The organism is Jeotgalicoccus sp. FSL K6-3177 (genome assembly GCF_038050175.1).
Classification (GTDB): Bacteria; Bacillota; Bacilli; order Staphylococcales; family Salinicoccaceae; genus Jeotgalicoccus; species Jeotgalicoccus nanhaiensis.
The window spans coordinates 2,316,779-2,331,840 of sequence record NZ_JBBOSK010000001.1 but is presented as its reverse complement, the minus strand read 5'-3'; the positions used below and the strand labels follow the sequence as shown (position 1 = coordinate 2,331,840).

Sequence of the window (15,062 nt, the reverse complement as noted above, 5' to 3'; positions counted from 1 at the left end):
ATATGATTGTGAAAACCGTTAATACCTATGATATTCAAATTAATGGACAACTATTGAGAATAGCTGACCAAGCAGAACTCAAAGTGGATATACCGCCGTATAAAATCAAAAATTTACTGCTGAATGAACCAAGAGGCAATAAGTACGTGAATCTAATTACTTATAATATAAATTGTGAAGAACAGATTTTAGAAGTTTTTCTGGATACTTCAAATATTATTGATAATAGAGATATTTTGCTTAAATCCTTTATAGCCTCTTTGGTTGACAGGGGACGAATTAATAAGAAGATGATGTATCAAATCCGATTAGACGGGGAGGAGATTTTATACAAACATGATGAATTACAGATATCATCTTTGTTCGAAGCACATAATAGCGGAGAGTTTTACACAATAAATGATAAAAAACTAAAAATAGAAGAAACCGTTCTAAATCTTGAAGTAAATAATCTGACAGAAATTAAATCTTCAATACTAGAAATATATCAGCCGGATCTTGATTATCTTATTTTGTATAACTCAGGAATATTTGCAATTGTAAATAAGAATGGAGACATTATTCCATACCCGGTTATAGAGGTCATTTCACTATTATATAAAAAGTATAAAGGGGAAGAACTGACTGGCTTAACCGGTAATAACATTGAAATTAATAATAACAGTTTTTTGTATAAATATTACTTAATAGCCAACTCACAATTTTATATTGATGATACAGATATTTACAGCGAAGGATTTATTATTAAATAAAAAAGGAGGAATTTTATGGTGAAAAAACCAAGATTACCAAGTGTCGCTATATTACTCTGCATCCTGGCCTTATTTGTAGTGATTATGTTTGGCAGTATTGTAATTCTGGAGTTACCTATTCAATTGGCACTTTTAGCTGTGTGGTTCATGATTATGGGGTTCGGACTGTACCTTGGCAACAGTTATTTAAAAATGGAGAAAGGTCTGCTGAAAGGTATCTATGAAGGTATGGGTGCCATACTTATTTTGATTGCTGTCGGGGCACTCATCGGCTCATGGATAGCGGGAGGTGTTGTGCCGACTATGATCTACTACGGGCTCGGTATAATCAGTCCAGGTATGTTTCTGATGGCAGCAATGATTATTTGCTCGATTACGGCAATCGCAACAGGTACATCATTTGGTGCAGCAGGTACTGCCGGCATTGCAATGATGGGAATTGGAGAGAGTTTTGGACTGCCAGTTTACTTAGTAGCAGGTGCTGTTATTTCGGGTTGTTATGTCGGTGATAAAATGTCACCCTTATCTGATACAACTGTAATGACAGCTTCACTATCCAAAGTGGACTTATTCAGACATATTCATTCTATGGCCTATGTATCGGTTCCTGCATTTATCATTGCAGCCATTGCATATTGGATTACAGGTTCAGTGATTTATGAGGGGACAGGTGATTTAACAATAGCGGAAAATACTATGGCAGGACTTCAGGAAACATTCACAATATCCTGGTACATGCTTGTCCCTGCAGCTGTTGTTATCATAATGCTTATATTTAAGTTGCCGTCAGTACCGGTAATTATATTCGGTGCTTTGCTTGGAAGTTTATGGGCTGCCTTGTTTCAAGGTTACGGATTTATCGAAGCAATTCAGACATTATATTCCGGCAGCAGCTATTCCACAGGCATCGACTTCATTGATATCCTGCTTGATCGCGGTGGTATTACTTTCATGCTTGAAGTTATTCTGTTAATTATTCTGGCTCTTGGAGTAGGCGGGTTGCTGCAGACAATTGGTGCATTTACCGTTATTGGGGATATATTTGCGAAATGGGCGACAAATACCGGTAATTTAACGCTGACTACAATGCTAGCATCATTTTTCGGAGTGTTTTTTGGAGGTGCAGCTTATGTATCTCTTTTAACAGGAACTAAAATTACCGAAGAGAACTATGACCGTAAAAAGATATCGAGAACTCTGTTATCCAGAAATGTGGAGGCTGGAGGAACGGTTACGACACCGATGGTTCCATGGTCCGATGGTGGTGTGTTTATGGCAACAACACTTGGTGTTGCTACTCTCACGTATATTCCATTCTTCTGGTACGGATTCCTGGTTATTATCATTTCTTTGATTTACGGATATTTTGGTTTATTTATACTTGAAAAAGATGATTATGAAAAAGCATTGGATGCAGAAATAGAAAAAGAAACTGATATAAGTAATTACTAATATGATATTCTTTAAATAAAAGAATGGGAGTTATCTAATGAAAATTTATTTGGCAAGTCCGTTTTTTGATGCTGAGCAAGTGGAGAGAGTTAAGAGAGTGGAAGCTGCCTTGGAACAAAACCCAACAGTGACTGAAGTATTTTCACCGCGTCTCCAGCAGGATGAACACCTTGAACACGGTTCGGATGAGTGGCGCGAGTTTGTTTATAACAATGATATCAAACATGTTGAATGGTGCGATGCAGTCGTAGCTGTACATGATTATATCGGAGAGCATGTTGACCCGGGTACAGGTTTTGAAATCGGCTACGGCAAGGCGCTGGGTAAATTTATCGTACTTTATCAGGAAAAAGATCCTGAGACGGAAGCTCCGGTAAATCTGATGCTGACGGATTCACTGGATGTCTACTTACAGGATATTGATGATTTGGCCAAATATGATTTTAATGAGAAGAAAAAAATCAGATTTGAAAATTATTATCATGCTCCGGTAGCTGAAGATAAATAAATTTTTTCACAGCATATTTTCAGAATATGCTGTTTTTTTATTATTTTTGTATGTTATAGCATATAAAAATATGTTATGGTGATTAAAATCTGATTGAGAGGTGAGTAATTATGAAAGAAAATGTAGCCTTTATCGGCAGTAATCTCCAAAAAATCCGCAAAGAACGAAATTTAAGTCTCGATAAAACTTCAGTGCTCACCGGTGTCAGCAAGGCGATGCTTGCGCAGATTGAAAGAGGTGACTCAACTCCGACGGTCACAACATTATGGAAAATAGCAGATGGTCTAAAAATCTCTTTTTCTTCCTTGATTACCCGTCCGCAAAAAGCTATGCAGGTAATCAGAAAAGAGGATACACAGCTTGTAACAGAAAATGATAAACGTTACCGCGTTTATAACGTCGTACCTTTTTCGCCGGAAAAATTGTTCGAAGTTTATAATGTAGAAATTGACCCCGGAAGCGGACACAGTTCAGATCCTCATACTCCAGGGGTGGAGGAGTATATATTTATAAATAAAGGACGGCTGACGATGGATATTAACGGGACTTCAACCTTCCTCAAGGAAGATGAATCAATAATATTTGACGGCAATCAGCCGCATGTTTATAAAAATGACGGAGAAGTTATGGTGAAACTGACGATGGTCATGCACTACAGAAAATAAAAATATAAATAAAAAAGGGTGACAGCAATGTCGTTTGAAAACCATATTGCAACACTGAAATACGCTTTTCCAAAAACTATACCGATTTTAGCAGGCTTTACCTTCCTGGGAATTGCTTACGGGATTTATATGAACTCACTTGGATTTGGCCCTGCCTATGCCATCTTGATGAGTATATTTATCTTCGCGGGATCGATGGAATTCGTTGCCGGCAGTATGCTGCTCGGAGCTTTCAACCCTTTAAGTGCTTTTTTGCTTACTTTAATGATTAATGCAAGACACTTATTTTACGGTATTTCCATGCTGGACAAGTTTAAAGGTATCGGCAAGAAGAAGTATTACTTAATCTACGGCATGTGTGATGAAACATTCGTTATTAACAGTACGGAAAAAGCACCTGCCCATATTAACTCCGGCTGGTTCATGTTTTATGTAACCATCCTGAATCAGCTGTACTGGGTCGGCGGCACAACAATCGGCAGCCTGTTCGGTTCAGCAGTAGCCTTCAATACAGAAGGACTGGAATTTGTTATGACAGCCTTGTTTGTTGTCATCTTTTTAGATCAGTGGATGAAAGAAAGATATCATGTCAGTTCAGTTGTCGGGATTGGTGCATCGATATTGAGTCTCGTTATTTTCGGTCCTGAGAACTTTATCATCCCTGCGATGGTAATTATTTTAATTGCACTGACACTGATTAGGAAAGTAATTGAGAAAAGAGAGGTGATCTCGTGATGACCTTAACCCAGCAGATTATTATCATCGGATGTGTAGTGCTTGGAACGCTAACAACAAGATTCCTGCCATTTATTATATTTAATAACGATAAAGAAACACCGTCTTACATAAAATACTTGGGCTATATGCTGCCGCCGGCTGTATTCGGTCTTCTGGTTGTGTATGCTCTCCGGGAAGTTGAGCTGACAACGGTGTCCGGCTTTGTCCCGGAGATGCTCGCTGTCGGATTGATAATTGTACTGCATTACTGGAAGAAAAATATGCTGCTGTCGATAGCCGGGGGCACTATATTTTATATGATTCTGGTGCAGATGGTTTTTTAAATGAATACTTAATGACAAGATGCTTATTTTTTATAGGCATCTTTTTAATTTATTTAAAACTTCAGAAAACTTATTGTAAACGCTTTTATTTTTCAGAATAGTATGATAAGATTTTTTTAATTACAGTAATACTGGAATTAAAAGGAGGTATTATGGAAAGCATACCCGTATCTATTAAATCTTTGCGTTTAGAAAAAAAACTCACCCTTAAAGAGTTGAGCAGTAAAACAGATTTATCTGTTAGTTTTTTATCACAAATTGAAAGAGGAGAAAGTTCACCTGCTATTACATCATTAAATAAAATTGCAGAAGCTTTAGATGTTGATATTACACACTTTTTTAATCCTCCCAAGTCAGAAGACTTTATGATTTCTTTTGAAACTGCAGAACCTTTTAAAGTAGAGCATTCATCTCAAACGATGTATCGCATGTCTAGTGATTTCGAAAATAGGACATTAGAAAACTACATAATTGAAATTCCCCCAGGAGCAAGAAATGAAAAAATGCGTCATGTCGGAGAAGAACTATACTACTTAATAGAAGGAAAACTTACAGTATACGTGAATGAAAAGATATATGAATTGAATCAAAATGATGTTATTCATTTTCCTTCTAATATCTCTCATTATTATGAGAATAATAGTGAGAATATAGCCAAGATTCTATGCGTAGTTACGCCAACACTATTTTAAATTGAAAGGAAGTTTTTTATGAGAGTTGCTACAGATATAGGTGGAACATTTACAGATTTAGTAGCAGTAGATGATAACGGGAAAATTATAGTCGGAAAGTCTGATACTACACCAAATAAATTTGAAAAAGGTATTTTTAATGTTATTGAACAAGCGAATATAGATTTAAAAGATATACAAATGTTCTTTCATGGAACAACAGTAGTCATAAACACACTAACGGAAAAAACTGGTGTAAAAACTGGCTTAATTACAACAAAAGGATTTAGAGATGTTTTAGAAATAGCAAGGGGAAACAGACCAGATTTATTTAATCTTAAATATAAGAAACCTGAGCCTATAGTAGAGAGACATTTGCGTAAAGAAATTTCTGAAAGATTAGACTATAAAGGTGAAGTGATTTCTCCCTTAAATACTGACGAGCTTAATGAGATACTAACTTACTTTAAAGAATATAACGTAAAAGCCATAGCAGTATCTTTGCTACACAGCTATAAAAATGATGAGCACGAAAAGCAAGTTCTAAATTATATTAGAACAAATTATCCAGAATTCAGTGTGACAATTTCTAGCGAATTAAGTAAAGAATGGCGAGAGTATGAACGTACTTCAACGGCTGCTTTTAATGCTTATGTGAAACCAATTGCCCACGATTATCTGACTAATCTAGAACAGAACTTGATTGATAAAAGCAGCTGCAAAAGAAATTACATCATGCAGTCTAATGGTGGTACGAGTACTTTTGAGATTGCCAAGAAAACACCTATAAATATGATTGAATCTGGACCAGTAGCTGGAATATTCGGGGCTTCCATATTAGGAGAAGTAATAGATGAAAATAATTTAATTGTATTGGATATTGGAGGAACTACTGCAAAATGTTCATTAGTGGAAAATGGAAATGTGAAAATTTCGACGAATTACCATATGGAGAAAACGGAACGCTATGCAGGTTACCCTTTGAAGGTGCCTGTCGTTGACATTATTGAAATTGGGAACGGTGGTGGCTCAATAGCCTGGATTGATGATAGTGGGTCTATAAAAGTAGGACCTAAATCTGCCGGAGCAGATCCTGGACCAATAGCATATGGGCGCGGGGGAAATAAACCTACAACAACTGATGCGAATGTCCTTTTAGGAAGGTTAGCTTTGAGGAACTTTGAGACAAGTACATCGCTTGAAGAGATCAAAAATAAATTTGAAATTAGTTTGGGCAAACAGCTAAATACAAAAACTGATGATTTAGCAATGGGAATTGTAAAAATCGCTAACTCAAATATGTTGAATGCCTTGAAACTAATTTCAGTTAGAAAAGGTTATGACCCAAGGGACTTCACGCTAGTAGCAATTGGCGGAGGAGGTCCGATGCATTCACAAGCATTGGCACGTGAGTTAGGAATTAAAAAAGTAGTTATTCCTTCAACATCATCAGTATTCGCATCGTGGGGAATGTTAATGTCTGATATTCGACATGACTACTCACAGACACTGTTACTACCAGCAAGAGGAATAAGTTATAAAGAAGTTAATTCTGTGTATGATGAAATTATTCGAAAAGCAGAAGAAACCTTGAATACTGAAGGTGTTGAAGCTAGTGATGTAGTTATTACAAAAAGCTTAGATATGAGGTATGAAGGTCAGGAACATACTGTAGAAATTCATGTTCCGTATGAGAATATTGATGAAAATAATATTGAGGAAATCATTAAAAATTTCCACGAGAACCATGATCGTATGTACTCATATACACTGCCAGAAAATGAATTAGAAATAGTAAATATAAAAATACAAGCTTTAGGTAAACTTGAAAAACCTAAAATGATTGAGACTGATACTGAGGAAGGCACAGCACTAAAAGGAGAGAGAGAAGTTTTTTATGAGGAAAGTGGCTGGATACATGTCTCGGTATATGATAAGAACAAACTTAAAGTAGAAGAAAGTGTAACTGGACCAGCTATTATCGAGGAACAGTCAACCTCAATAATATTACATGATGGAGACGTATTACAAAAAGATAAATATGGAAATCTAGTGATTGAGATAGGAGGTCAATAATATGAGATCTTATAAAACAAACCCATTTACTTATGAAGTAATTAAAGATGCACTTATTGCTACCGGAGAAGAAATGTTTATCGCACTAGCAAAAACATCTATGAGTCCAATTGTCTATGAAGTTTTAGATTATGCTTGTGGATTAACTAATCATAAAGGTGAACTCGTTACACAAGGGAATGGTGTAACAGGATTTATTGGTATGTTGTCATTTATGGTTAAAGATACGATTGAGAAACACGGCGATACTATAAAAGAAGGTGACATTTTTATTATCAATGATCCATATAAAGGCGGGGGGTCACATTTAAATGATGTTGGACTTGTGATGCCTATATTTTATAAAGGGCAATTAATTTCCTTTGTCGCCAACAAAGCACATTGGACAGATGTAGGAGGTAAAGATCCTGGCTCTATGTCTACAAACTCAACCGAAATTTATCAAGAAGGTCTGCAATTCGCTTGTTTAAGGTTATTTTCAGAAGGCGAAGTAAATGACCCACTACTTAAATTTATTGAAACGAATGTGAGACATCCTGAAATCTCTATCGGTGATTTATGGGCACAAGTAGCCTCATTACGGACGGGAGAAAAAAGACTTAAAGAATTATGCGAAAAATATGAAAGTGAAGTCATTATCGAAAGTATGGAACGATTCTTGGACCAGGGAGAAAGACTTGCATTAAAAGAAATTGAAAAACTTCCAAAGGGTACTTTTGAGTTGAGTGACTTGATTGATGATGATGGAATAACTGATGATCAGATTAATATTCAAATAAAAATTACAATCACAGAGAATGAATTCATCTGTGATTTCACTGGCACAGATACACAAGTGCAAGGCCCTATTAATAGTTCATATACAGGATTAGTATCATCTGTTAGAACAATTTTTCTTGCTATAACTAACCCCGCACAAGATATTAATGATGGTGCTTTTAGACCATTAACAGTAATTGCGGAAGAAGGTTCTGTAGTAAATACTTCTAGTCCAGCACCGACTTCAATGTATTGGGAATCTATGTTGTATGGCAGTGAACTTATCTGGAAGTCTCTCTCTCCATATCTTCCAGATAAACTAACAGCAGGACATCTTATGTCCGTTTGTACCGTTATCATGGGTGGTAAACATCCTGATAAAGATGGGGATTTTTTAATTGTTGAACCATCGGTTGGTGGTTGGGGAGCAGGAAATAATCAGGATGGAGACACAGGTCAATTTTGCATATTAGATGGTGAAACGTTTAATGTTCCTGTAGAAATTGCAGAGACAACTTATGGTGTCATCATCGATGAGTATTCTATGCGGACAGATGGGGCCGGGGCAGGAAAACATCGTGGAGGACCTGGGGTCATTAGAAGTTATCGTGCATTAACTGATAATCAATTTTTCACAGCGAGTTACGGACATCATAAATTAAATGTATGGGGCTCAGCAGGAGGAATGGACGGTTCTAATAATGAATTCCTTATTGAGAAAGCAGATGGGACTGTTGATGGTCCATTTGGTAAGTACAATCAATACAAATTAAATAAAGGCGATAAAGTAGTGCTAAAAACTGCAACAGGCGGAGGATACGGTGATCCCAAGGAACGAAGTAAAAAAGATGTAGAAAATGATATTCTAAATGGTTATATCACAGTCGAACAAGCGAATAGGTTTTATGGATATAGTAGGTGATTAGATATGAAAATTAGAAAATTAGCAGTAAATGACAATAAAAGTTCGTTGTTTATGCACTCTATGTTTGAAGATGTGTTACAAGAAAAAGGAATAAATGGAACTTTTAATTATGTGGAAATTTCAGGTAACACTAAACTACCAGAAAATGGTTGGACAAGTCATGATTTTGATGAATTTTCACTTGTAATAGAAGGAGAGATAGAATCAATTATTGATGGAAAGGTATATACAGTGGGTCCAGGAGATTACACATTAATAAAAAAAGGGACACCTCATCAGTCGTATAATCGTAATAATGAAACTTGTAGAATCATAAGTTTATTAATTTAGAAGGAGTGTTGAGATGTCTAAAAAAGAAGCCAGTGGTATGGGAAATGATAATCCATTAGAAAGTGTACCCTTAGGACGGAGAGAGAGATGGTTAACTCCAGCTGTAATATTTGGCGGTTTGGAGTTTACAATTCCAGTTTTAATGGTGGGTGCAACGCTTGCAGGAGCATTCGGAATAACTGAAATATTTTGGATAGTTATGATAGCAATGGTGTTAATCCAATGGATTGGAAACACTTTGAATGGATATATAGGGGCTAAAACTGGTAGACCTTCTTCTGTAGTGGCAAAAAATAGTTTTGGAGATTTTCAAGCCAGGATAATTGCCGGGGGCACAATTTTTTTAGCTTCTCTAGGCTGGTGGGCTTTACAAACTGCAGTAACTGCAAATGCTATTGCAGCAATGTTTGGAATTAACTATGAAGAAGAATGGGGGAAGTGGGCTCTTATAACAGTGGTATCCGGATTATTATTTGCAATACCTTCTATTATTGGATATAACTCGATGAAATGGACTGATTACCTGGCAGTACCAGCAGGATTATTATTGGTAGTAGGTGGAATATATTTTGCTTTGAAAAATACAGGATGGACAGAGATTCTATCCTGGAATCCGTCAGGTGAAATGACGATACTAGCAGCTATCAGTCTGATTATCGGAGCGAATGTTTCTCAATGGGTTATTGCAGCGGACTACACCAGATATGCTAAACCGCGCTGGAAAGATAACATTTTAATACCACTTGGAATAATCAGTGTGGGTGTTCCGTTATTCATGGTTGGTGCAGTCATGTCTGTTGGTGTTGGTGAAGCTGATATTGTAACAGTGATGCTCAATCTCGGATTTCCAATTTGGGGATTCTTAATTTTATGGCTAGCTACTTGGACATCTCAATTAGTAAACAACTATAGTATGGGATTAGCATTTTCAAATTTATTAAATGTTAATAGTAATATTGGACGTATGATTTTAACTTTACTGGGAACCTTGATTGCAATTGGTGTAGCACTTATGGGGATTCTTGAGTATTTTGAAGACTTTTTATATTTGACTGCCCTTGTATATCCAGCAATCGCAGGAATACTATTTGCTGATTTCTTTTTCTTAAGATCACAGGGATGGCAAAACATTAAGAAATGGAATTATATTGCAACAGTAGCTGTTATTATTGGTATTGCAGTTGGTTATTATACTCAATATGTGAATCCAGTTGGCCTACCTGCTGTACAATCATTATTCGCCTCTCTAATTTCATATTATTTAATGATGTTTATTAAAGGTAAAATAAAACCAGATGAGTTTACTCCTGAAAAGTGGAAAAATAAATAATAAAAGAATCGTAATCCGAGTGTCTCGGATTACGATTCTTTTATTATTTTAAACTTTTTCCGTTTGTTGTCAGAACCTTGTTTGTACGTTTATTCGATTCAGCAAGAACCAAATCAAAAGTATTAATAATCATTAACCTGTCTGATGTTTTCAAAATCATAACTTGAACTCCAAGTTTCAGGAAATTCGACAAGATTTGTGTGATTTAAATCTACCGAAGTAATTAGCTTATCCACTTTAATTGGAACCTTTCTGTTTCGCTGTCAGTAATTTGCAACTGAAAATATGCTGCTGTCGATAGCCGGGGGTACTATTTTTTATATGATTCTGGTGCATATGGTGTTTTAAATGAATGCTTAATGACAAGATGCTTATTTTTATAAGCATTTTTTTAATTTATTATTTTTAATTATCAGATTATATTTACAAGTCAGAATATTCGTGGTAATCTACCTATTAATCGTTAGGTGGTGAAAGTATTGAATACAAAGCAGCGAATTGTCAACGCGGCAATAAAGAATATCGCTTCATATGGTTATGATGGGGCGACTATGAAAAAGATAGCAGATGACAGTGAGATAAAAACTGCTTCCATATATTATTTTTTTAATAATAAACAAGCACTGATGCTGAGTGTGCTGGACAAAGTTCTGCAAAATCACTTTTCAGCAATGGTGGATGCTTATGAAAGCAGTAATAATCTAAGTCCTTTAGAAATAATGCAGGTGATGCTGGAAAGAATTGCTGAACATCATTTTGAGAACTCATCTGAAAGAAAAGTATATCTGGAGCTTCTGGAGAGCAGCGATGAAACTATAAAGACTGAGGTTGTAAGTTACCTGGAGCGATATAATTCATGGTTATATGAAAACTTAATGAATGAATTAAATACTTTATATGTATCGGAAGATGGAACGGAATTAAAACAAGTTTTAGATTATTTCTTATTAATTGGTAACGGTGTTTTTTGGGCTACAAATTTATACTCATATGAAGAAATGAAAAGTGAAGTAATTAATGCGAAATCACTAATGTACTATGCTTATAACGCTGTTTTGATAAATCGGGAGGAATAATATGGAACAAGTTGATCAAAAGAAATTAATAGAAGATTATGAGATAAAACCTGTACCACAGGAAGAACGTAAAAACTGGTTTTATTTAACGATGGTGTGGATTGCAGGGATTATAGCCTTATCAGCCACAGCTCTTGGCGGGGCTTTAGGTAGTGGAATGAGTTTAAATCAAGCGATATTTACCGCAGGAATAGGCTGTTTTTTATTAGCTGTTTTTAATGCCTTTTGCGGTATTGTCGGTAACAAAACAGGCCTGTCAACTGCAATGATATCGACATTTGCTCTCGGAAGATATGGCTCATTTATTGTCTCAATTGTAATCGCAATATCGCTGTTCGGCTGGTTCGGTGTGCAGCTGGATCTATTCGGGTCTAGTTTATATAACGTCATATACGACGTCTTCGGAATTGAGATAGGAAGAAAATGGCTGATGATTTTAGGCGGCGCTTTGATGACTATCACTTCCATGATTGGCTATAAAGGTCTGGAAAAACTTAGTGTTGTCGCAACACCATTATTAGGAATTTTATTGATTGGGTCAGCCTTTATAGTTCTCAGAGAATTTAATTTTAATGAATTGAACAATGCGGCTTTATCAATGGATCCAATTAGTATAGGTGGAGGAATCTCACTTTTAATCGGCTCTCTTGCCATTGGTGTAATCATTGCCCCGGATTTTTCAAGGTATTCAAAATCAAATAAAGATACAGTAATTGCTTCCTTTCTGAGTTATTTTTTAGGCTACGCCGTTGTACTCGTATTAGCAGTATTATTAGCGAAGGCAACGAGTGAAGTAGATGTCGTAGCAATCATGATTGGTATCGGCTGGGGGAGCGGAGCGATGCTTGTGTTAATTTTAGCGCAGTGGACGACCAATAATACAAACTTATACTCATCTGCTCTTGGGTTCTCTGTAGTTTTTAAAGCAGTGCCTAAATACATTATTACAATTTGTGCAGGAATTATTGGTACTACGTTCGCAGTGCTCGGTATTTATGATAACTTTATAACTTTCCTCAACATACTCAGTATTATGATTCCGCCGGTGGGTGGGATTTATGTTGCGGACTTCTTATTAAGAAGTCACCGCTATGATTTTTCCAGGATGGAATCAATCAGAAGTCTAAACATCATGAGTATTTTAGTTTGGGCTATAGCTATATTTACAGCATTTCTAACTTCTGCACCTCCGCTTGGTCTGGGAATACTGACAATTACTAATGCACCTGCAATCGATGCTTTCTTGGCAGCTTTTATTTTGCAACTGATAATCAGTAAATTCAACTTGGATAAGAGAGGATAGATAGCAATGAAAACAATTACCCAAAATGATATTGAAGATATCGCTCTGGGGGCTGCTCTCTTAGGTACTGGCGGGGGCGGAGACCCTTTTATAGGGAAACTAATGGCCTTATCCGCCATTGAGAAATATGGGGATGTAAAGCTGATCAATATAGATGAGTTGAAAGACAAACAAAAAGCTGCCACATTTTGCATGGTCGGCGCTCCTACTGTAGGCGTTGAAAAGTTACCAAACTTTGAAAGTTTAGAAAAGGCATACGAAGAATATCAAAAATATTACGGCAGTAATATTGAAGCTATTCTGCCAGCGGAAATAGGCGGAGTAAACTCTATGATACCCTTTGTTCTGGCAGCGATGAAAGGCATACCGATTATTGATGCAGATGGCATGGGAAGAGCATTTCCCGAAATGCAGATGGATACATTTTCAATTGCCGGTATACCTAACACGCCTTCTGTATTTGCAGATGAAAAAGGCAATTCGTTCATTATAAAAACCAAAGATAGCGAAGCAACAGAAAAAATCTCAAGAGCATTAGTGGACACGATGGGCGGATCATTAATTAATGGTGTTTACCTTCTCGATAAATCTGATTTAAATAAAAATGCAGTTCCAAATACAATTTCATTAGCGAAAAAAATCGGAAGAATTATCAGGACATCTAAAACAGCTGTCGATGAGCTGGTAAATGATTATGAGATGTTTCAGCTGTTCAATGGCAAAATTACAGATGTTGACCGAAAGACTAGTGGTGGATTTGTAAGAGGGACAGCAAAAATCGAAGGAATTGAATCCGACAAAAATAAAGTTTGTACTATTGAGTTTCAAAATGAGAATTTGATTTGTCTTGTTGATAATCAGGTCATGTGTACAACGCCTGATTTGATTACCTTGATAGATAAAGAGACGGCTAATCCGTTGACAACAGAAGGTTTAAAATATGGAATGAGATGCAGTGTTATTGCGAGTAAAGCAGATAACCGGTGGAGAACCGAGAAAGGTATTCGTACTGTTGGACCGAAATATTTTGGTTATGACTACGAGTATGTACCTGTAGAAAAATTAATTAGAGATAGGGTGTAATTTATGAGATTGATAGGTAAAGAAGAAATAGAAAAAATGGCAATAGGTGCTGCCCTCCTTGGAACAGGCGGCGGCGGAGATCCATATATAGGAAAACTTATGGCTTTACAGGCAATAGAAAAGCATGGTCCTGTAAAACTGATTTCAGCAGCAGAATTAGACGACGATGATTTGGTGGTACCTTCAGCTATGATGGGAGCACCGACAGTAATGGTTGAGAAAGTGCCTAGCGGAGAAGAATCGCTGGCGGCATTCAGTGCTCTGGAAGACTATCTGGGCAAAAAAATTACTGCAACGATGCCGATTGAAGCTGGCGGTGTAAACTCACTTTTGCCTCTGGCTCTTGCTGCCCAAACAGGGTTGCCGGTAGTCGATGCGGACGGAATGGGACGGGCTTTTCCTGAGCTGCAGATGGTGACCTTCTATCTTGATGATATAAACGCATCCCCTATGGTGTTGGCAGATGAAAAGAAAAATTCAATCGTTCTTAATGCTGTAAATGGCATGTGGACGGAAAAAATAGCACGCAGTGCAACTATGACTATGGGAGGCTCCCTTTTAAATGCTATTTATCCTATGACCGGCAAGCAAACAAAAGAGTCCTCAATATTAAACTCACTGACTTTGGAAGAGGAACTTGGAGATATTATCCTTAATTCCAAAAATCCGATTGAAGATCTTAAAACTAAGCTTAAAGGCTATATTTTATTCAATGGAAAAATTACAGATATCGAAAGAAAAACCGATGGAGGGTTTGTAAGAGGAAGTGCAAAATTTAATGGCATTAATCAAGACAAAGACAGTACGGCAAGCCTGGAATTTCAAAATGAGAACTTAATGTGTTTAGTCGATGGTCAGCCTAAGTGCATAACACCAGATTTAATTACAGTGCTAGACGCTGAAACAGGAATGCCTATTACTACCGAAGGACTAAAGTTCGGCATGAGGGTGGTTATTTTAGGAATGCCTGCTGATGAGAAATGGAGAACTGATAGGGGCATTGAAACGGTGGGGCCAAAATACTTTGGTTATGATTATGAATATAAAACAATCGAAGAACTAAATAAATAA

General features: G+C 36.6%; 15 protein-coding genes. All 15 read left to right on the top strand.

The features are described from left to right. Positions 1-2 precede the first annotated feature (2 nt). The gene (locus MHH58_RS11935; protein ID WP_341345999.1) at positions 3-752 is read left to right on the top strand and encodes a hypothetical protein; all 750 of its coding nucleotides are present in this window, start codon (positions 3-5) and stop codon (positions 750-752) included. Between the two features lie 18 nt (positions 753-770). Beyond that, positions 771-2,204 carry a Na+/H+ antiporter NhaC gene (nhaC, locus tag MHH58_RS11930; RefSeq protein WP_341346112.1) on the top strand — a complete coding sequence of 478 codons (1,434 nt, stop codon included), beginning with the start codon at positions 771-773 and terminating at the stop codon, positions 2,202-2,204. A 37-nt stretch (positions 2,205-2,241) separates the two neighbouring features. Next, positions 2,242-2,712, top strand: coding sequence for a nucleoside 2-deoxyribosyltransferase (locus MHH58_RS11925; protein ID WP_115885648.1), 471 nt, complete (start codon positions 2,242-2,244; stop codon positions 2,710-2,712). A gap of 110 nt (positions 2,713-2,822) precedes the next feature. Next, complete coding sequence (locus MHH58_RS11920) at positions 2,823-3,377, top strand: helix-turn-helix domain-containing protein (RefSeq protein ID WP_341345998.1); 555 nt, start codon at positions 2,823-2,825, stop codon at positions 3,375-3,377. A gap of 27 nt (positions 3,378-3,404) precedes the next feature. Continuing rightward, on the top strand, positions 3,405-4,112 hold the full coding sequence (locus MHH58_RS11915; protein ID WP_135097177.1) for an AzlC family ABC transporter permease: 708 nt from the start codon (positions 3,405-3,407) through the stop codon (positions 4,110-4,112). Continuing rightward, entirely contained in the window at positions 4,112-4,438 is a 327-nt protein-coding gene (locus tag MHH58_RS11910; RefSeq protein ID WP_341346111.1) for a branched-chain amino acid transporter permease, read from the top strand. The genes MHH58_RS11915 and MHH58_RS11910 overlap by 1 nt, the downstream gene beginning before the upstream one ends. 152 nt (positions 4,439-4,590) lie before the next feature. Continuing rightward, complete coding sequence (locus MHH58_RS11905; RefSeq protein ID WP_115885652.1) at positions 4,591-5,130, top strand: helix-turn-helix domain-containing protein; 540 nt, start codon at positions 4,591-4,593, stop codon at positions 5,128-5,130. Between the two features lie 18 nt (positions 5,131-5,148). Then, positions 5,149-7,185, top strand: coding sequence for a hydantoinase/oxoprolinase family protein (locus tag MHH58_RS11900; protein WP_341345997.1), 2,037 nt, complete (start codon positions 5,149-5,151; stop codon positions 7,183-7,185). Position 7,186: 1 nt separating this feature from the next. Continuing rightward, positions 7,187-8,866 (top strand): hydantoinase B/oxoprolinase family protein, encoded by a 1,680-nt coding sequence (locus MHH58_RS11895; RefSeq protein WP_341345996.1) that lies wholly within the window; start codon positions 7,187-7,189, stop codon positions 8,864-8,866. 6 nt (positions 8,867-8,872) lie between these two features. Further along, complete coding sequence (locus MHH58_RS11890; protein ID WP_341345995.1) at positions 8,873-9,199, top strand: cupin domain-containing protein; 327 nt, start codon at positions 8,873-8,875, stop codon at positions 9,197-9,199. Positions 9,200-9,212: 13 nt separating this feature from the next. Then, positions 9,213-10,529, top strand: a complete 1,317-nt coding sequence (locus tag MHH58_RS11885; RefSeq protein ID WP_341345994.1) for a purine-cytosine permease family protein — start codon at positions 9,213-9,215, stop codon at positions 10,527-10,529. Positions 10,530-11,008: 479 nt separating this feature from the next. Beyond that, positions 11,009-11,605 (top strand): TetR/AcrR family transcriptional regulator, encoded by a 597-nt coding sequence (locus tag MHH58_RS11880; RefSeq protein ID WP_167753363.1) that lies wholly within the window; start codon positions 11,009-11,011, stop codon positions 11,603-11,605. A gap of 1 nt (position 11,606) precedes the next feature. Further along, positions 11,607-12,908: a purine-cytosine permease family protein gene (locus MHH58_RS11875; RefSeq protein ID WP_135097173.1), complete on the top strand. Its 1,302-nt coding sequence runs from the start codon at positions 11,607-11,609 to the stop codon at positions 12,906-12,908. 6 nt (positions 12,909-12,914) lie between these two features. Then, positions 12,915-13,991 (top strand): DUF917 domain-containing protein, encoded by a 1,077-nt coding sequence (locus MHH58_RS11870; RefSeq protein WP_135097171.1) that lies wholly within the window; start codon positions 12,915-12,917, stop codon positions 13,989-13,991. Positions 13,992-13,994: 3 nt separating this feature from the next. Next, the gene (locus MHH58_RS11865; protein WP_135097170.1) at positions 13,995-15,062 is read left to right on the top strand and encodes a DUF917 domain-containing protein; all 1,068 of its coding nucleotides are present in this window, start codon (positions 13,995-13,997) and stop codon (positions 15,060-15,062) included.

Coding starts and splice junctions, on each gene's coding strand:
- MHH58_RS11935 (WP_341345999.1), top strand. CDS start 3: ATGATTGTGAAAACCGTTAATACCTATGATATTCAAATTAATGGACAA.
- MHH58_RS11925 (WP_115885648.1), top strand. CDS start 2,242: ATGAAAATTTATTTGGCAAGTCCGTTTTTTGATGCTGAGCAAGTGGAG.
- MHH58_RS11920 (WP_341345998.1), top strand. CDS start 2,823: ATGAAAGAAAATGTAGCCTTTATCGGCAGTAATCTCCAAAAAATCCGC.
- MHH58_RS11915 (WP_135097177.1), top strand. CDS start 3,405: ATGTCGTTTGAAAACCATATTGCAACACTGAAATACGCTTTTCCAAAA.
- MHH58_RS11910 (WP_341346111.1), top strand. CDS start 4,112: ATGACCTTAACCCAGCAGATTATTATCATCGGATGTGTAGTGCTTGGA.
- MHH58_RS11905 (WP_115885652.1), top strand. CDS start 4,591: ATGGAAAGCATACCCGTATCTATTAAATCTTTGCGTTTAGAAAAAAAA.
- MHH58_RS11900 (WP_341345997.1), top strand. CDS start 5,149: ATGAGAGTTGCTACAGATATAGGTGGAACATTTACAGATTTAGTAGCA.
- MHH58_RS11895 (WP_341345996.1), top strand. CDS start 7,187: ATGAGATCTTATAAAACAAACCCATTTACTTATGAAGTAATTAAAGAT.
- MHH58_RS11890 (WP_341345995.1), top strand. CDS start 8,873: ATGAAAATTAGAAAATTAGCAGTAAATGACAATAAAAGTTCGTTGTTT.
- MHH58_RS11885 (WP_341345994.1), top strand. CDS start 9,213: ATGTCTAAAAAAGAAGCCAGTGGTATGGGAAATGATAATCCATTAGAA.
- MHH58_RS11875 (WP_135097173.1), top strand. CDS start 11,607: ATGGAACAAGTTGATCAAAAGAAATTAATAGAAGATTATGAGATAAAA.
- MHH58_RS11870 (WP_135097171.1), top strand. CDS start 12,915: ATGAAAACAATTACCCAAAATGATATTGAAGATATCGCTCTGGGGGCT.
- MHH58_RS11865 (WP_135097170.1), top strand. CDS start 13,995: ATGAGATTGATAGGTAAAGAAGAAATAGAAAAAATGGCAATAGGTGCT.